General features: G+C 45.3%; 15 protein-coding genes. 4 read left to right on the top strand and 11 right to left on the bottom strand.

The window, feature by feature from the left end; genetic code table 11:
* Nucleotides 1-60: 60 nt before the first annotated feature.
* From lysS to brnQ, 3 genes are all read right to left on the bottom strand, one after another.
* Nucleotides 61-1,578 (bottom strand): lysine--tRNA ligase, encoded by a 1,518-nt coding sequence (gene lysS, locus KW548_04710; GenBank protein ID QXX07335.1) that lies wholly within the window; start codon nt 1,576-1,578, stop codon nt 61-63.
* A 49-nt stretch (nt 1,579-1,627) separates the two neighbouring features.
* Nucleotides 1,628-2,726, bottom strand: a protein-coding gene (gene prfB / locus KW548_04705) for a peptide chain release factor 2 (protein ID QXX07334.1) whose coding sequence is annotated in 2 segments (ribosomal slippage) — nt 1,628-2,650 and nt 2,652-2,726 — 1,098 coding nt in all. Because the reading frame shifts where the segments join, the coding sequence is not laid out codon by codon here.
* Nucleotides 2,727-2,887: 161 nt separating this feature from the next.
* Complete coding sequence (gene brnQ / locus KW548_04700; GenBank protein ID QXX07333.1) at nt 2,888-4,201, bottom strand: branched-chain amino acid transport system II carrier protein; 1,314 nt, start codon at nt 4,199-4,201, stop codon at nt 2,888-2,890.
* Nucleotides 4,202-4,505: 304 nt separating this feature from the next.
* Between brnQ and KW548_04695 the strand changes: the two genes are divergently transcribed.
* Both KW548_04695 and srmB read left to right on the top strand, forming a co-directional pair.
* A complete protein-coding gene (locus KW548_04695; GenBank protein ID QXX07332.1) occupies nt 4,506-5,225 on the top strand; it encodes a methyltransferase in 720 nt (239 codons plus the stop codon).
* An 89-nt stretch (nt 5,226-5,314) separates the two neighbouring features.
* Nucleotides 5,315-6,544, top strand: a complete 1,230-nt coding sequence (gene srmB / locus KW548_04690; protein ID QXX07331.1) for an ATP-dependent RNA helicase SrmB — start codon at nt 5,315-5,317, stop codon at nt 6,542-6,544.
* Between the two features lie 429 nt (nt 6,545-6,973).
* On the opposite strand, the gene prfC is transcribed toward srmB, so the two are convergent.
* Nucleotides 6,974-8,563, bottom strand: a complete 1,590-nt coding sequence (gene prfC / locus KW548_04685) for a peptide chain release factor 3 (protein QXX07330.1) — start codon at nt 8,561-8,563, stop codon at nt 6,974-6,976.
* 222 nt (nt 8,564-8,785) lie between these two features.
* Here prfC and KW548_04680 point away from each other — a divergent pair, with 222 nt between their 5' ends.
* Nucleotides 8,786-10,837 (top strand): EAL domain-containing protein, encoded by a 2,052-nt coding sequence (locus tag KW548_04680; GenBank protein QXX07329.1) that lies wholly within the window; start codon nt 8,786-8,788, stop codon nt 10,835-10,837.
* Nucleotide 10,838: 1 nt separating this feature from the next.
* Here the strand turns inward: KW548_04680 and rimI are convergent, their stop codons facing one another.
* From rimI to rlmE, 6 genes are all read right to left on the bottom strand, one after another.
* Nucleotides 10,839-11,279 (bottom strand): ribosomal protein S18-alanine N-acetyltransferase, encoded by a 441-nt coding sequence (gene rimI / locus KW548_04675; GenBank protein QXX07328.1) that lies wholly within the window; start codon nt 11,277-11,279, stop codon nt 10,839-10,841.
* Nucleotide 11,280: 1 nt separating this feature from the next.
* Nucleotides 11,281-11,679 (bottom strand): DNA polymerase III subunit psi, encoded by a 399-nt coding sequence (locus tag KW548_04670; protein ID QXX07978.1) that lies wholly within the window; start codon nt 11,677-11,679, stop codon nt 11,281-11,283.
* An 85-nt stretch (nt 11,680-11,764) separates the two neighbouring features.
* Nucleotides 11,765-13,105, bottom strand: coding sequence for a phosphoglucosamine mutase (gene glmM, locus KW548_04665; protein QXX07327.1), 1,341 nt, complete (start codon nt 13,103-13,105; stop codon nt 11,765-11,767).
* Nucleotides 13,106-13,133: 28 nt separating this feature from the next.
* Nucleotides 13,134-13,964 (bottom strand): dihydropteroate synthase, encoded by an 831-nt coding sequence (gene folP, locus KW548_04660; protein ID QXX07977.1) that lies wholly within the window; start codon nt 13,962-13,964, stop codon nt 13,134-13,136.
* 48 nt (nt 13,965-14,012) lie between these two features.
* Nucleotides 14,013-15,977: an ATP-dependent zinc metalloprotease FtsH gene (gene ftsH / locus KW548_04655; GenBank protein ID QXX07326.1), complete on the bottom strand. Its 1,965-nt coding sequence runs from the start codon at nt 15,975-15,977 to the stop codon at nt 14,013-14,015.
* A gap of 107 nt (nt 15,978-16,084) precedes the next feature.
* Nucleotides 16,085-16,714 (bottom strand): 23S rRNA (uridine(2552)-2'-O)-methyltransferase RlmE, encoded by a 630-nt coding sequence (gene rlmE, locus KW548_04650; protein ID QXX07325.1) that lies wholly within the window; start codon nt 16,712-16,714, stop codon nt 16,085-16,087.
* 113 nt (nt 16,715-16,827) lie between these two features.
* Between rlmE and yhbY the strand changes: the two genes are divergently transcribed.
* A complete protein-coding gene (gene yhbY, locus KW548_04645) occupies nt 16,828-17,124 on the top strand; it encodes a ribosome assembly RNA-binding protein YhbY (protein QXX07324.1) in 297 nt (98 codons plus the stop codon).
* 74 nt (nt 17,125-17,198) lie between these two features.
* On the opposite strand, the gene greA is transcribed toward yhbY, so the two are convergent.
* The gene (greA, locus tag KW548_04640) at nt 17,199-17,672 is read right to left on the bottom strand and encodes a transcription elongation factor GreA (protein QXX07323.1); all 474 of its coding nucleotides are present in this window, start codon (nt 17,670-17,672) and stop codon (nt 17,199-17,201) included.
* Nucleotides 17,673-17,955 lie beyond the last annotated feature (283 nt).

Raw genomic sequence — 17,955 nt, 5'->3', positions numbered from 1 at the left:
CATAAAAAAGGCCGATACCACTGAGTGATATCGGCCTTTTCGCTGTTTTTACACTCGCTATTAAGCTTGTGGACGCATCGCAGGGAACAGAATCACGTCACGGATGGTGTGCGTGTTAGTAAACAGCATCGCTAGACGATCGATACCGATACCTTGCCCTGCCGTTGGCGGTAAGCCGTGCTCAAGGGCGGTAATGTAATCTGCATCATAGTACATTGCTTCGTCATCACCTGCGTCTTTCGCATCAACCTGAGCTTTAAAGCGCGCATCTTGATCTTCTGCATCATTAAGCTCTGAGAAGCCATTCGCCACTTCACGGCCGCCAATGAAGAATTCGAAACGGTCTGTGAAGAATGGGTTGTCATCGCTGCGACGAGCAAGAGGAGAAATATCCGCTGGGTAGCCAGTAATGAACGTTGGTTGGATTAGCTGAGGTTCCGCAGTCTCACCAAAGATCTCTTCTAGCAGTTGACCACATGTCCAGAACGTTTCTACTTCAACGTGTACTGATTTTGCGATAGCAACCATCTTGTCACGACTAGTAAGGTCTTGTTCTGTGAGCGCCTGGATCTCAGCGTGCTCTGGGTTGTAGTGTTTGATTGCTTCAAACATGCTCATGCGAGCGTACTTACCACCAAACTCAACTGTTTCGTCACCGTAAGGCATAGACGTTGAACCAAGAACGTCCATCGCAACTGTGCTTAGCATCTCTTCAGTCAGATCCATTAGGTCTTTGTAATCAGAGTACGCTTGGTAGAATTCCATCATAGTGAATTCTGGGTTGTGACGTGGCGATAGACCTTCGTTACGGAAGTTACGGTTGATCTCGAATACGCGGTCAAAACCACCAACCACTAGACGCTTTAGGTAAAGCTCTGGAGCAACACGTAGGTACATGTCGATGTCTAGTGCGTTGTGGTGAGTGATGAATGGGCGAGCCGTTGCACCACCTGGGATAACGTGCATCATTGGCGTTTCAACTTCTAGGTAACCTTTTGAGCTCATGAAGTTACGGATTGCCGATACAAGCTTAGAACGGATGATGAACGCTTCACGTGAATCTTGGTTGACGATAAGGTCAACGTAACGCTGACGGTAACGCATCTCTTGGTCAGTCAGACCGTGGAATTTCTCTGGAAGTGGACGAAGTGCTTTCGTTAGCAACTCGTACGACTCCATGTTCACGTAAAGGTCGCCTTTACCTGACTTGTGAAGAGCACCTTTCACACCGATGATGTCACCGATATCTAGGCCTTGGTATTTCTCTTTCAGCTCTTTTTGAACATCTTTTGCAGCGTAAGCTTGGATACGACCAGAGGTTTCTTGAATCGCTAGGAAAGGACCACGCTTAGCCATGACACGACCAGCGATTGCCACAACATGGTTTAGCTCTTCTAGCTCTTCTTTCGTCTTTTCACCGAATTCCGCTTGAAGATCGCCAGCTAGGTGCTCACGACGGAAGTCATTTGGGTGGCCGTTTGCTTTGCAGCTCTGACGGATATGATCCAGTTTAGCGCGGCGCTCAGCAATCAGCTTATTCTCTTCTTGTACATTGTCGTTTTGAACAGCATCAGTCATTTTGATGTATCCTGTCTTTCTTTATGAAAATAGTTTTTCGGTGAAAAGCTTACAGGCCTGATTTCAGGCTAGCTTCGATAAATTTGTCTAGGTCGCCGTCAAGAACCGCTTGAGTGTTGCGATTTTCAACGCTAGTACGCAGATCTTTGATGCGTGAGTCATCCAGTACGTATGAACGTATCTGGCTACCCCAACCGATGTCTGACTTAGCGTCTTCATTGGCTTGCTTCTCTGCATTTTGCTTTTGAATCTCTAATTCAAATAGCTTCGCACGAAGCTGTTTCATCGCCTGATCTTTGTTCTTGTGCTGAGAACGATCATTCTGACACTGAACCACAGTATTGGTTGGAACGTGAGTAATACGTACCGCCGATTCCGTGGTGTTAACGTGCTGACCACCCGCACCAGATGCACGGTATACATCAATACGTAGATCAGAAGGGTTAATGTCAATGTCGATGTTGTCATCAATCTCTGGGTAGATAAACGCAGAAGCAAACGATGTATGACGACGGCCACTTGAATCGAATGGCGATTTACGAACCAAGCGATGAACACCTGTTTCCGTACGTAGCCAACCATAAGCGTATTCGCCGGAGATCTTAACCGTTGCACCTTTCAGACCAGCAACTTCACCTTCAGAGACTTCGATCACTTCCGTCTTAAAGCCTTTCGCTTCAGCCCAACGTAAATACATACGTAGCATCATCGATGTCCAATCTTGCGCTTCTGTACCGCCAGAGCCTGACTGCAAATCAATGTAGCAATCAGACGCGTCATGATCGCCAGAGAACATACGACGAAACTCCAGCTTTTCTAACTTAGCTTCAAGCTCAGCAAGCTCTGGTTCAATTTCATCAAAGGTTTCTTGATCTTCTTCTTCAACTGCAAGCTCTAGAAGACCATCAACGTCCTCCACTCCTTGCTCTAGTTGGTCAATCGTTTCTACAACCGCTTCTAGCGCAGAACGTTCTTTACCTAGCGCTTGCGCACGCTCAGGTTCGTTCCACACATCCGGTTGTTCTAGTTCTGCGTTGACTTCTTCTAGACGCTCTTGCTTAGCGTCATAGTCAAAGATACCCCCTCAGGACATTGGTGCGCTCAGACACGTCCTTAAGGCGGTTTTTAATGGGATTGATTTCAAACATGTTTGCTCAACATTTATGAGTAGAATTTAACCGAAGAATTGTACTGAAAAGTGTGACGAAGATACAGGGATTTTTTGCACTCGAGCCTGAGAATAATACAACGAAAAATCCCCTGTCACACGAGGTACGACAGGGGATTATTATCCATGATTTGTTTTAGCTCAAACCGTTTTTTTGGCTAACTCTGGTTGAGTCGGTTTTCCAATAAAGAACATGCAGAGTATCGCCGCAATGGTTGGTAGTAACCACCCCATACCGATATCAAACAACGGTAACATACTCAGAGCAGATACATCAATGCCCGCTACTTTTGCTGCATCAATCAGAGCAAATAGAAGCGACACTAAAATAACCGTACGATAAGCTAATTTAGGACTTTGCAGTTTCTTGCGAACAAAGGTCAGTGCAACCAAAGCGATAGCGACTGGGTATAGAGCAAAGAGCACAGGAACAGACAGAGTGATCAGTTGAGAAAGACCGACATTGGCAACCAAAGCACACGCTGCACCATTGATTAGAACCCAAGTTTTATAAGACATCGGCGTCAAAGAACTGAAGTAATCAGAACACGCTGAGATAATACCTATCGCGGTCGTCAAACACGCTAAAAGCACAATCACTGACAACACAAGTTGACCATAAGGGCCGAAGAGAGATTGAACGTACACACTCAGAATCACACCACCATTGTCTGCGCCAGCAGCGACAGCCGCACTGGTTGCGCCGAGATAGAATAGCGATACGTATACAAACGCCAATCCTGCAGCGGCAACACACGCTGCTCTGATCAAGTATTTTGCAGTCGCCTTTTGGTCTGAAATACCTTTTTGACGGAGTGCATCGACGATAAGCCCACCGAACATCAACGAGGCAAAAGTGTCCATCGTGTTATAGCCTTCGAGGAAGCCTTTTTGCAATGGGTGCGAAAGGTAATCACCGTTTGCCGCAATCATTTCCCCTTGAGGATCGATAAACACAGCAACAGCAAGCACAAGCAAACCTAAGAAAAGCACTGGAGTCAACACTTTACCGATCACATCAATCAGTTTGCCTTGTGACCAAGCAAATAGCATTGCCACAGCAAAAAATAGGATAGAGAAAACCGTTAAATGCGATTGTGCCGCCTCGACGAAAAAGGGTTTTACCGCCATTTCGTAAGCCACCAAACCTGTGCGTGGCGCGGCAAATGCAGGTCCGATAATGATAAAGATCAATACCGCAATGGTCATTGCAACACGTTTAGGCAAATCTTTAGTGAGATGATCCCAAGAGCCACCAGCAACGGCAATAGCAACGATAGTAATAAGAGGAAGACCTACCGCCGTTAAAAGAAAACCTGTCATCGCAGGCACGAGGTTCTCACCTGCTAGCTGTCCTGCCAATGGCGGGAAGATAATGTTGCCCGCTCCAAGGAAGAAAGCGAAAAGCATAAAGCCCACCGCAATAATATCTGTTAATTTTAAAGTCTGATTCACAAGAGACCCTTAAATATTTTGATTGATGTTGTGCATGCTGAGCAGTCCGAATTGGCTACCCAATCTATAAATTTGGAGGCGAATAATGACGAAACACACACCTAACCGCAAGCCTAGGGCAAAAAACACCATATAAATTTATGTATTAGCCAGAATACTAGTAGTTTAAACCACCACAACATTAATTATTAGCTTAATATATGGATCAATAAATCAAAAAAATGAAACACTGATAGAACAAAAGGCCATACAAAGATCCAACATTAGACTTAATCACTCAATTAATAAACATGTGTAGAACAAAATGAAAAAAAACCAACTCAAGACAAAAGACTTTTCATTCAAGCAGTTTAAAATTGCAGGTGGTCACTCAGGCATGCCTGTCAGTACTGATGGCGTCTTACTCGGTGCGTGGTGCGACATCAAACAAGCGAATACCATTTTAGATATTGGAACTGGCACAGGTTTATTGGCTCTAATGTGTGCACAGCGAAATCCTGACTCTGTCATTGACGCAATCGACATTGATCAGCACGCTTTGCTGGCTGCGAAAGAGAACTTCGCCTCTTCTCCTTGGCTTTCCCGATTGACACTGCTGGAAGGTGACGTGCTTAACTTTCCATTCGTAACAAGCTATGACGCGATTGTCTGTAATCCGCCTTATTTCAATTCAGGGGAGCATGCCCAAAATCAGCAACGAGCGACCGCAAGACATACTTTAACCTTAAGCCACGAAGCTTTGCTTAGACAGTGCTTTAAATTACTGAGCTCTGACGGCCGGGCTTGGTTTGTCCTTCCTGAAGCAGAAGGACGTATGTTTATCTCCTTAGCAGAAACACTGGGTTGGCATCTGGTTGGTTTGTGTGAAGTACAGCCTACAGCCAAGAAACCCGTTAGCCGCTTACTGATTCAACTTGGTCAGCACGCCTCTAACGCCAAGACAGAACGTTTGATAATTCAACAAGATAATGGCTATAGCGATGAATTCGTCGCATTAACTAAAGCGTTTTATTTAAAGATGTAAAAATTAAGGTGTGATCCTTATCACCGAACCCTCTATAATACGTACCCTTAAATTATCATTCTCACTTACCAGCTCGTGGAGACACCAGAGTGATCAAAAATTTTGCTGAACTAGAGCTAGATGAAAACCTGCTCGTTGCCATCGAAGAAATGGGTTATACCCGTCCAACCCAGATCCAGGCCGAAGCAATTCCACAAGCTTTGGACGGCAGAGACATTCTCGCTTCAGCGCCAACCGGCACAGGTAAAACCGCAGCTTTTGTTCTGCCCGCTCTACAATACTTGCAGGACTTCCCGCGTCGTAAGCCGGGGCCTGCCCGTGTGCTTATCCTGACTCCTACTCGCGAGTTGGCAATGCAAGTCGCTGATCAAGCTCGTGAGCTCGCCAAAAACACTAATCTGAACATCTTCACCATCACTGGTGGTGTGCAGTATCAAGAACACGCCGATATTCTCGCTAAGACACAAGATATTGTTGTTGCAACGCCTGGTCGTTTGATGGAATACATCGAAGCGGAACGTTTTGACTGCCGTGCTATTGAATGGTTGATCCTTGATGAAGCGGATCGCATGCTCGATATGGGCTTTGGCCCGACAGTGGATCGCCTTTCTTCTGAATGTCGCTGGCGTAAACAAACGCTGCTCTTCTCTGCAACGCTAGAAGGCAAAGGCGTGGAAGGATTCACCGCAGATCTGCTTAAAGAACCTGCTGAGATCGACGCTGAGCCATCTCGCCGTGAACGTAAGAAAATTGCCCAGTGGTATCACCGTGCAGATGATATGGCGCATAAGCTGGCACTGTTGAAAACCATCATCAACGACCAAGCTGAGCGCTCTATTGTATTTCTGAAAACTCGTGAACGTTTAGCCGAGCTGCGCGTTGAACTGGAAAAAGCGCAAATTCCTTGTGCGTGGATCCAAGGTGAAATGCCGCAAGATCGTCGTAACAATGCCATTGCGCGTTTTCGTGACGGTACAGTAAACGTACTTCTGGCCACAGACGTCGCTGCCCGTGGTATCGACCTGCCAGATGTTAGCCATGTCATTAACTACGACATGCCACGCAGTGCAGACGTGTACCTCCACCGTATCGGCCGTACCGCCCGCGCAGGTAAAAAAGGCAATGCGATCTCTTTAGTTGAAGCTCATGACCAAACCATGATGGACCGTGTTGCTCGCTACGTAAAAGAAGAGATCAAAGAGCGCTTTATTAAAGAGCTTCGTCCGAAACACAAAAAACCAGTGTTTAAGAAGAAGAAAAAAGACGACAAGAAAAAAACAGCTTCTAAAGGCAAAAAGAAAGTCGCCAAGAAGAAATAGCGAAAGAGCTAGAGAAATTTGGAGGGTTGATGTGAGAGCATCAACCCTTTCTTTTTTCGAGCACATTAAGACCACGTCATCCTCAAGAGTGAGGTACGAACGAGTTGGGGATCTCATCAAACTTACGACTCGCTTTAAAAGATTCCTTACTCACTCATTCTTCGTTCTAAGGAATGACGGCCTAAAAAAATACCGCCTTAATGAGGCGGTATTTTTATAGCTTAGACTATCCAAAGGTCTTCTAAGTAGTTGGGGGCAGAACAAGGCAACAAGCAAATTCAGCCCCAAAAACATATTCTCACTCCATCTTCAAAGCATTTGTTGTGAGAGCAAGGCGACAAGTAAACTCAGCCTTGGGAGCGTAGTCCACTACGTGACCAAGGTGAGTTTGCGCAGTCAACGCCGCTATCGCAGCAAAGGCGAAGAAGATTAGTGTTCGCGGGTTGCGCGGAACTCCACTTCTGGGAAACGCTCTTTCGCCAGATTTAAGTTAACCATAGTCGGAGCAATGTACGTCAGGTTATCGCCACCATCTAGGGCTAGGTTGGTTTGGTTCTTACGCTGGAACTCATCCAGTTTCTTACCATCTTCACATTCGACCCAACGTGCGGTTGCAACGTTAACGCTCTCATAAATCGCTTCAACGTTGTACTCGGCTTTTAAACGCGCAACGACGACGTCAAACTGAAGCACACCGACCGCACCAACAATTAGGTCATTGTTTTGTAGTGGACGGAATACCTGTACAGCCCCTTCTTCAGACAGCTGGACCAGACCTTTAAGCAACTGCTTTTGCTTCAATGGATCTCTTAAGCGAATACGACGGAATAGCTCAGGCGCAAAGTTTGGAATACCTGAGAATTTCAGAGCTTCACCTTGAGTGAAGGTATCACCAATCTGAATGGTGCCGTGGTTATGCAAACCAATAATATCACCCGCGTAGGCATTTTCAGCACGAGAGCGATCACCCGCCATAAAGGTTACCGCATCAGAGATATTGATCTGCTTGCCAAGGCGCACATGGTTCATCTTCATACCCTGTGTGTAGGTACCAGATACAATACGCATGAAAGCAATACGGTCACGGTGCTTGGGATCCATGTTGGCCTGAATCTTAAATACGAAGCCAGAGAATTTCTCTTCGTTCGCTTCAACTTGACGTTCATTCGCTTGACGAGGCATTGGCGCAGGCGCCCATTCCGTCAAACCGTCCAACATATGGTCAACACCAAAGTTACCCAGTGCCGTACCAAAGTATACTGGCGTCAGTTCACCAGCAAGGAACAGCTCCTGATCAAACTCAGGGCATGCACCAATCACAAGCTCTAACTCTTCACGTAACTGTTCCGCTAACTCAGCGCCAACAGCTTCATCAAGTTCAGGGTTATCCAGCCCCTTCACCACCAGTTTCTCCTGAATGGTGTGGCCTTGGCCTGTGCTGTAGAGAATCGTTTCATCACGGTGAATGTGATAGACACCTTTAAACTCTTTGCCACACCCAATTGGCCAAGTAATCGGCGCACAGGAAATGTTTAGCTCACTTTCAACTTCATCCAATAACTCCATTGGGTCACGAATATCGCGGTCGAGTTTGTTCATGAAAGTGACGATAGGTGTATCACGAAGACGGGTAACTTCCATCAACTTACGTGTACGATCTTCAACACCTTTAGCGGCATCAATAACCATCAAACAAGAGTCAACTGCGGTCAACGTACGGTAGGTATCTTCTGAGAAGTCCTCGTGCCCAGGAGTATCCAATAGGTTGACCAGACAATCGTTATAAGGGAACTGCATCACAGAAGTAGTTACCGAGATACCACGTTCTTTTTCCATTTCCATCCAGTCAGATTTCGCGTGCTGAGCAGAACCTCGACCTTTGACTGTCCCAGCCGTTTGGATTGCACGCCCGAAAAGTAATACTTTTTCAGTAATGGTGGTCTTACCCGCATCTGGGTGAGAAATGATAGCGAACGTTCTACGCTTAGAAACTTCGCCCGTAAATGCTGTATTTGACATCAAAAGGTCTTCTTCGGTCTGTAAGCTAGAATCTCGTCACGAATCGTCATGACATATCACCTAGCAGATGGATTCGATATTGCGCGGTATTCTCGCTTATATTGCGCTTTGGAGCAACAGAGGCAAATAAAACCTCGATAAATCACATCCAAACAAGATACAAATTAAAATATCAATAAATTTGGGCTATAACTAAAGGAGTAGAGGGAACCATAGAAAATTATGCCTGCGAGCAAAAAAATTAATTCATTAGCATTTAGACAAGCGAAGACTGTTTTTCTCGTATCCGTGATACTAGGGATTATATTCAGCTTGTATCAAATTTTGGTGGATCTTCATCAGGAACAAAAGCGGATTGAAGAACACTACCAATTTAAGCTACTGCAGAACTACTCCAACGCGAGTCAAGCTGCCTATCACTTGAATCAGCTCCTAGCGGAACAGGTGGCATCAAGCTTGATGATGGATGGTGCTATTTATCAGGTTTCGATTGTTGACGACTTTGGCGATACCTTGACCGAAAGAGAAAGAGGTGTGTCACTTGAAAGCTCGTTTACAGAGGCACTTTCACGCTATCTAACACCGACAACCCCAGTCTATAAAACCGAGTTACATCAACCTAATTCGCATGTTGTCGTTGGGACACTGAGTTTCTCGGTCAATGGCGCCAATATCGCCAAGGACTTTATCGCTAAAACCAGTCAAATACTGCTGTTTGACCTGTTCCGGAATGTCTTGCTGACGACGATCTTATTGTTGTTCTTCTACCAAAAGCTCTCGAAGCCACTGGTGACGTTGATTGACTGGGTTCGCTCACTGCAAGATAAAAAAGCCGAAGTTCCAATGCCGAATCTGTATCGAGATGATGAACTCGGACACTTGGCGAAAACCTTCCATAATTTATGGAAAGACAGAGAAGCGGCAGAAGCAAAACTGAATCAATTGGCTTATTACGATTCACTCACGGGATTAGCCAATCGTAGTTTGTTGCTGCAAATGCTCGAAGAAGCGATCGATAATGCCAACAAGACCAATACATCTGGTGTGCTTTTCTATCTCGATTTAGATCGCTTTAAAACAATTAACGATTCATTAGGCCACACCATTGGTGACCACCTTATCAAAGCGATCTCGAAACGCATGGAGGCATGGTTGGTCGCAGATTATACAGCCGCACGTATCGGAGGAGACGAGTTCGCTATCTTAATGCCATCGATATCGACTGACAAAGCCCATGAAACTGCTCAACAGCTTTTAGCCTTGATCTCAAACCCTTACTCGATCGACGATCACTTACTTTACTGCACGACGAGTGTCGGTATTTCTGTGTTCCCCTCGGTCAACAGCACTAATATAGATGTATTGCGTCAGGCTGACACCGCCCTCTATCGAGCTAAAGTGGCTGGTAGAAATAAGTACATGTTCTATGAACCAGAAATGCAGGCTCAGGTCGAATCATTTTTAGAGATAGAGAAAGGGCTTCATGAAGCACTCAACAAAGGACAGTTAGAGCTCTACTATCAACCTCAGGTAAATGGAGAACAACAGATTGTCGGTGTTGAAGCCTTGATTCGTTGGAACCATCCTGAAAAAGGCGTTTTGCCTCCCGGCGTATTTATGCCAATTGCCGAAGAAACAGGACAGATCTTACAAATTGGTAATTGGATTATTGAACAAGCGTGCTACCAATACTCGCGTTGGCGTAAACAAGGGGTGCTGCCTGATACTTTCCGTCGCCTTGCCATCAACATCAGCCCATTACAATTTTCACAGAACAGCTTTGTCGAGCATATACATGATGTGCTTGCCCAAGCTGATATTGATGGCGAGCATATAGAATTGGAGATTACTGAGAACCTGTTACTTGAAAACGTTGAGAGTGCGATACAGAAAATGAGCGAACTAAAGCAATACAACCTCAAAATTTCGATCGACGACTTTGGTACGGGCTATTCTTCGCTCAGATACTTAAAACACCTTGCCGCTGATGTGTTAAAAATAGATCGCTCTTTTGTAACTCAATTGCATTTGGATGAAAGTGATCAAGCTATCGTAGATACTATCATTATGACAGCTCAGAGATTGAACCTAGAAGTGATAGCTGAAGGCGTAGAAGACGCTAACGAACTCAATACGCTAAAGCAACTCGGTTGTGACCAGTTTCAGGGCTATCTGTTCGACAAACCTCTCCCAGCATCCGAGTTAATTTCTCGATTTGAAGCAAATTTCTACCCCGTTGAAGGCTCACCCATCATCAAAGCAGTTCAAAAGTAGTTTACAAGAAGATGTAACTCATGATGATGGCATCTTCTTTGCCTTCATCCGTCGGATAGTACTTACGACGCCGATCGACTTCATTGAACCCCGCTGACTCGTACAAGTGAGCAGCACGAGTATTGCTTTCCCTCACCTCTAACCAGGCACTTTCCGCGTTTCTTTGCTCGCACAAGGCTAAAAACGATTCGATAAGCTGTTTGCCATATCCTTTACCTTGCAGAGTCGGATCCACAGCAATATTGAGCAGGGTGACTTCACCGATTATGTTCTGAGCATAAAAATACCCGACAACCTTATCATCATCGATGAGCACATGATGACACGCCCCTCTGCTTGTCACATCGCGAATCATTGTTTCTGTCCAAGGGTGCGTATGGGCTTGAATTTCTATTGAGTACACCGATTCTAGGTGAGTTTCAGCTAACGGAAGTAACTTCATTTTATTTCAAAGCTTGAATCTGCTGCCAAAGCGCGCGTTTATGTTGTTGATTGCCATCAATCTCACTCAGGTTTGGAGAATGAAGCGTTTTCTGGCCAAGATCCCTTTGCCCCTCACAGCCTGCGAACCAGATCCATTCGACCTGAGTGGGTGTAAGTAGACTAAAGTGTTCAGGGGCCAAATAGAGAGCATGTTCCAACGTCAAGTTCATTGTTTTTATAATGTTCTCAAACAGTATCGCAGTCGAACCCGAAGGTTGTTGAGGTGAAACCAAGAGGATTTTACAGTCTTCAGACAAAGTAATGCCTTCAACACTATAGCCATGTAACCTATCTGGATGGACCAGTTCATAGGCTTGTATCCCCATTTCATGTATATACGTAAGCTCTCGAGTCGACATCATTGGCAAATCGCTAGAATGAAAAACGATGCCATGCTATCACAAGCTGGCACCGCTATTATATGACTAAACGAAGTGAAAAGCCTTAGAAGCTCGCTTTCACTGCGTCTGCAATTTTTAATGCTGATGACTTCACTAGCTCAGCGTCTTCACCTTCCACCATGACGCGGATAAGGGGTTCAGTGCCTGATTTACGTAGTAGCACTCGACCTTTATCACCAAGTTCGGCTTCAACGGCGGCGACGGAAGCTTTTACCGCTTCAGCCTCTAGTGGATTAGAATCACCAGAAAAACGGACATTCTCCAGAACTTGAGGGTATAACGTCATACCTTGAGAAAGTTCATGCAAAGACATATCACTACCGACCACGGATGCCAATACTTGTAATGCAGCCACGATCGCATCGCCAGTGGTCACTTTATCAAGTAAGATCACATGTCCTGAATTTTCCGCCCCGATCTTCCAGCCTTTTTCAAGCAGCTGCTCCATCACATAACGGTCACCTACCGCCGCACGAACGAAGGGAATACCTAATTGCTTGAGGCCATTTTCCATTCCTAGGTTCGTCATCAGGGTTCCAACAACACCACCTTTCAACTCACCACGACGCATAGCATCACGAGCAATGATGTAAGCAATCTGGTCACCATCGACCTTATTCCCAAGGTGATCAACCATGATGATGCGGTCACCATCACCATCGAAAGCTAAACCAAGATGGGCCTGCTCCTGTACTACTCTCTGCTGTAGGGCTTTGACATCGGTTGCGCCCACTTCGTAGTTTATGTTGGTACCATTCGGTTCAATACCCATAGCAATCACATCTGCGCCTAACTCACTAAACACAGCCGGAGCAATATGGTAAGTCGCACCGTGGGCACAATCCACTACAATTTTCAATCCAGCGAGACTAAGTTCTGAAGGGTATGTGCTTTTACAAAACTCAATGTAACGTCCAGCAGCGTCATCAAGGCGACTCGCTTTACCTAGCAATGACGACTCGACACATTCAATGTCTTTATCAAGCTCCGCTTCAATCGCTAGCTCAATATCATCGGGGAGCTTAGTGCCCTCTGAAGAGAAGAATTTAATACCGTTATCGTAATAAGGGTTGTGAGAAGCGGAAATCACAATACCTGCTTCAGCCCGAAACGTTTGAGTCAAGTATGCCACTGCTGGTGTTGGCATTGGGCCAGTAAAGGTCGCTTGTAAACCCGCAGCAGCAAGGCCTGCTTCGAGAGCAGACTCCAACATGTAACCTGAGATTCGGGTATCTTTGCCAATAATGACTTTCTTTGTGCCCTGTTTTGCTAGGACTCTTCCTGCGGCCCATCCAAGCTTAAGCACAAAATCCGGTGTGATCGGGTACTGCCCCACTTTTCCACGTACACCATCTGTACCAAAATAACGTCTTTTATTAGACATGGTTGTTCCTTTTATCTTTCTATTCTGATCAATGATTCGCGTTGGTCATCGAAACCATTCTTATCGCATCCAACGTTTGCTCAAAATCGTGCACACGTATGATTTGTGCTCCTTTCATAGCGGCGATTGTAGCGCATGCGACACTAGCTGACACGCACTCTGCTGGGACTTTATCGAGGAGTTTGAAGATCATAGATTTTCGCGACATCCCTGCAAGAATTGGCAGACCAAATTGATGGAATTCTTCTAGGTGAGACAGCATATGGTAGTTGTGTTCAAGCGTTTTACCAAAGCCAAACCCAGGATCTAAGATCAATTTTTCACGAGCAATCCCTACCGCTTGACATGCAGCAACACGTTCTTGAAGAAATGCACCCACTTCTTGAATTAGATCTTCATAATGTGGGTGAGCTTGCATTGTGCGAGGTTGTCCCTGCATATGCATAAGACAAATAGGCAAACCACTAGCGGCAGCAACTTCTAATGCTCCTGGTTCTTGCAATGCACGGACATCATTAATGATATCAGCACCAACACTTGCCGCTTGCCGCATCACTTCGGCTTTACTGGTATCGATAGAGATCCATACATCAGATTGAGCACGAATTCCTTTAATAACGGGAATGGTACGTTGAAGTTCTTCTTCTAACGTAACATCAGGCGCGCCTGGACGAGTCGATTCACCACCAACATCAATAATGGTCACACCTGAATCGATCATACGTTGAGCTTGAGCAAGCGCATCTTCCAGTGCCCTAAACTTTCCACCATCAGAGAAAGAATCAGGGGTGACATTCAGAATGCCCATCACTTGTGGTTGAGATAAATCGAGAGTTTTATTATTGGCTTTCAAGATCATAAACACAAAAACCCCGAGTTGCCTCGGGGTTTCTCTTAATCATAACAATTATTCTGAATCTTTCTTCTCAGTCGTTTCAGCTGAAGCAGAATCTTGTGAAGGCGTTGGTTCATCAGCTTTCACTTCAGTCGCTTCTGCTTTACCTTCAGATTTGTCGTCAGGCTTTGCGTCTGGTTTATTGCTAACGCTGTCACCCCAACCTGCTGGTTCACGGATCTCTGCCTTACGCTGCATTAGATCTTCAATCTGGCCCGCATCGATCGTTTCGTACTTCATCAACGCATCTTTCATGGCATGCATGATATCCATGTTATCTTGAATCAGCTTTAGTGCACGATCGTAGTTGCGATCAATAATGGCTCGGATTTCTGAGTCTATCAGTTTGGCAGTATCATCAGACACATGCTTAGTCTGAGTCACACTGCGCCCCAAGAATACTTCGCCTTCTTCCTCGGCATACAGAAGAGGCCCAAGTTTTTCTGAGTATCCCCACTGAGTAACCATGTTGCGTGCCAGATTCGTCGCTACCTTGATATCATTCGATGCACCAGTAGAGACTTTATCAGCGCCATAGATCAAGTCTTCAGCAATACGTCCACCGTATAGAGTTGCAATTTTGCTCTCTAGGAATTGACGGCTGTAGCTAATTGCATCTTCTTCTGGGAGGAAGAAGGTTACACCAAGAGCGCGTCCGCGTGGGATAATTGTCACCTTGTGGACAGGATCATGTTCTGGTGACAGGTAACCAACAATAGCGTGGCCCGCTTCATGATATGCAGTCGATTCTTTAATCTCTTCAGACATAACCATAGATTTGCGTTCTGCACCCATGTTGATTTTGTCTTTTGCTTTTTCAAACTCAACCATGGAAACATTGCGCTTATTTCCACGCGCAGCAAACAACGCGGCTTCATTAACGAGGTTGGCAAGATCTGCACCAGAATAACCCGGTGTACCGCGCGCCAATACGGAGGCATCGACATCATCTGCACGCGGAACTTTACGCATATGGACTTTCAGGATCTGCTCACGACCACGGACATCTGGCAGACCTACCACTACTTGGCGGTCAAAGCGACCAGGGCGAAGCAGCGCAGGGTCAAGAACATCTGGACGGTTGGTAGCTGCGATAACAATGATGCCTTCGTTACCTTCGAAGCCATCCATCTCAACCAGCATTTGGTTAAGAGTCTGCTCACGCTCATCGTGTCCACCACCAACACCCGCACCACGCTGACGACCTACTGCATCAATCTCATCAATAAAGATGATACAAGGCGCGGCTTTTTTAGCTTGCTCGAACATGTCACGTACACGTGATGCACCAACACCAACGAACATTTCAACAAAGTCAGAACCTGAAATAGTAAAGAACGGAACTTTCGCTTCACCAGCGATCGCTTTAGCGAGAAGCGTTTTACCCGTACCTGGAGGGCCAACCATAAGCACACCCGTTGGGATCTTACCACCAAGTTTTTGGAATCGGCTCGGGTCACGAAGGAAATCAACCAACTCTTTGACATCTTCTTTTGCTTCATCACAGCCTGCAACATCAGCAAAAGTTGTCTTGATTTGTTCCTCACTCATCATTCGAGCTTTACTCTTACCGAAAGACATTGCGCCTTTACCGCCACCGCCTTGCATTTGACGCATGAAGAAAATCCATACACCAATCAGTAAGATCATTGGGAACCAAGAAATGAAAATGGTACTCAGCAAGCTCTGCTCTTCTGGCGGCGTACCTTGTACTTTAACATTCTGATTAATCAGGTCATCCAGCAGTTTCTGGTCATAGACCGGCATGTAAGTAACATAACGCGAGCCACCGCCACGACGAGTGAAGGTAATCTCCTCGCCTTTAAATGTTGCTTCCTGAACCTGGCCTTGGCCAACTTCCTGTACAAAAGTGGTGTAATCAACCGCTCTGCCGTTGTTTTCTCCAGGACCAAAGCTCTGGAAAACCGACATCAAGACTACGGCGATCACAAGCCACAGAATTAAATTTTTTGCCATGTCACTCAAGGTGTCAGCCTCGCGATAACTAATTGTAATTAAAGGTAGGGTACTACAGTTTGATGACTGTAGCTACATTGTTAACTGTTGCTCGATCAAGCAAATAGTTAACCTTTGTAACCAGTGGCTACAATAAATACTTCTCGGGAGCGAGCCCTTGAAGAATCGGGTTTACGGATTTTCACAACTTTGAACATGTCACGAACATCTTTAACGTATTGATCGAAGCCCTCTCCCTGAAAGACTTTGACAACAAAGCTACCATTGGGCGCAAGAACTTGTCGACACATATCTAAAGCTAATTCGACCAAATACATTGCTCGCGGCTGATCAACCGAATTGTTCCCAGCAATATTTGGTGCCATGTCAGACATAACTACATTAACCATTGAAGGTTGGATTCTGTCGAGTAACGCTTCTAAAACCGCATCTTCACGGAAGTCACCCTGCAGAAAACTCACACCAGCGATAGGGTCCATTGGCAGTAAATCACACGCGATGATTTTACCTTCATCCCCTACTATCTTAGCAGCATATTGGGACCAACCACCTGGGGCAGCACCTAAATCAACGACGGTCATCCCAGATTTGAGTATTTTGTCTTTGTTTTGAATCTCTTCCATTTTGAAATAGGCGCGAGAACGGTAGCCCTTTTTACGAGCTTCGTTTGCGAATTTATCGTCAAAATGTTCTTTCAACCAACGGCCAGAACTAGCCGAATGTTTCTGTTTACTCATTCGATTCCTAACTAATAGAGGGACCATCTTGCCCAATAAATTATAGTCTTCAAGGATAGATGGCGTTAAAATGGTATTTTTCAACCCTTATAGTAAAGAAAATTGGCCGCGTAATGAACCTAAGCACCAAACAAAAACAGCATCTAAAAGGCCTAGCGCACAGTCTAAAACCTGTTGTGCTTATGGGCGCGAATGGACTAACCGAAGCTGTTCTAGCGGAAATCGAAATCGCTCTCGATCATCATGAGTTGATTAAAGTAAAAATCGCTTCTGAAGATCGTGAAACGAAAAACCTGATTGTAGACGCTATCGTCCGTGAAACAGGCGCAGAGAAAGTACAAGTTATCGGCAAAACGCTGGTTCTGTATCGTCAGACTGAAGATCGCAAAATCGAATTACCACGTAAGTAATACTGGTTTCGCTTTTCTTGGTATAAAAAAGGTCGCATTCAGCGACCTTTTTGGGTTTTATCAAGCAGAGAGTGTTAAACATACTCAACGCTATCAATTTCAAAATCGCGATCACCACCAGGTGTAGAAATCACAACTTCATCACCTTCCATCTTACCAATCAAGCCACGAGCAATTGGTGAGCTTACCGAAATTCGACCAGCTTTAATGTCTGCTTCATCGTCACCCACAATCTGGTATGTTTTCTCTGCTTCCGTGTCGCAGTCAATCAAGGTGACTGTCGAGCCAAAGATAACCTTGCCTGAGTTATCCATCTTAGTAACATCAATGACCTGCGCTACTGAAAGTTTATATTCAATATCGCGGATCTGTGCTTCACAGATACCCTGCTCTTCGCGTGCCGCGTGGTATTCTGCGTTTTCTTTCAGGTCACCTAGCTCTCGAGCCTCTGCTATAGCTTCGGAAATCTGTGGGCGAAGTTTCAGTAGTCGGTCTAATTCTTCACGCAGCTTTTGTTCGCCACGCACTGTCATTGGGACTTTTTCCATTGTTTACCTCATTGCCAAAGCTACCTTTGGACAAAACAAAACTACCTAATCCTATGGATTAGGTAGTGAGTGAACGAATCATTTTCCTTTAGTGTAAACAAAGTTAGCGACTAAATCATCTGAATTCAATACTCATCATTTTTCCGCCCCATTTATGATAGTTCAGTCAACTAAATTTCCTGAAAACGTTTTTTTATAGTTGCTCCATTGGATAAAAAAAACTAAATAATAAAAATGTAAACAAACGAAAAAAATTGAAATAAATCCCATAAAAAACAAATAC

The organism is Vibrio neptunius, assembly GCA_019339365.1.
Lineage (GTDB): Bacteria > Pseudomonadota > Gammaproteobacteria > Enterobacterales > Vibrionaceae > Vibrio > Vibrio neptunius.
This window is presented reverse-complemented; position numbering and strand designations above follow the sequence as displayed.

Bases quoted from the DNA above. Each gene is read 5' to 3' on its own strand.
- KW548_04670 (QXX07978.1), bottom strand. From the start codon at position 11,679: ATGTCGACTCGAGAGCTTACGTATATACATGAAATGGGGATACAAGCC.
- rimI (QXX07328.1), bottom strand. From the start codon at position 11,279: ATGAAGTTACTTCCGTTAGCTGAAACTCACCTAGAATCGGTGTACTCA.
- glmM (QXX07327.1), bottom strand. From the start codon at position 13,105: ATGTCTAATAAAAGACGTTATTTTGGTACAGATGGTGTACGTGGAAAA.
- greA (QXX07323.1), bottom strand. From the start codon at position 17,672: ATGGAAAAAGTCCCAATGACAGTGCGTGGCGAACAAAAGCTGCGTGAA.
- rlmE (QXX07325.1), bottom strand. From the start codon at position 16,714: ATGAGTAAACAGAAACATTCGGCTAGTTCTGGCCGTTGGTTGAAAGAA.
- KW548_04680 (QXX07329.1), top strand. From the start codon at position 8,786: ATGCCTGCGAGCAAAAAAATTAATTCATTAGCATTTAGACAAGCGAAG.
- yhbY (QXX07324.1), top strand. From the start codon at position 16,828: ATGAACCTAAGCACCAAACAAAAACAGCATCTAAAAGGCCTAGCGCAC.
- ftsH (QXX07326.1), bottom strand. From the start codon at position 15,977: ATGGCAAAAAATTTAATTCTGTGGCTTGTGATCGCCGTAGTCTTGATG.
- lysS (QXX07335.1), bottom strand. From the start codon at position 1,578: ATGACTGATGCTGTTCAAAACGACAATGTACAAGAAGAGAATAAGCTG.
- prfC (QXX07330.1), bottom strand. From the start codon at position 8,563: ATGTCAAATACAGCATTTACGGGCGAAGTTTCTAAGCGTAGAACGTTC.
- folP (QXX07977.1), bottom strand. From the start codon at position 13,964: ATGATCTTGAAAGCCAATAATAAAACTCTCGATTTATCTCAACCACAA.
- KW548_04695 (QXX07332.1), top strand. From the start codon at position 4,506: ATGAAAAAAAACCAACTCAAGACAAAAGACTTTTCATTCAAGCAGTTT.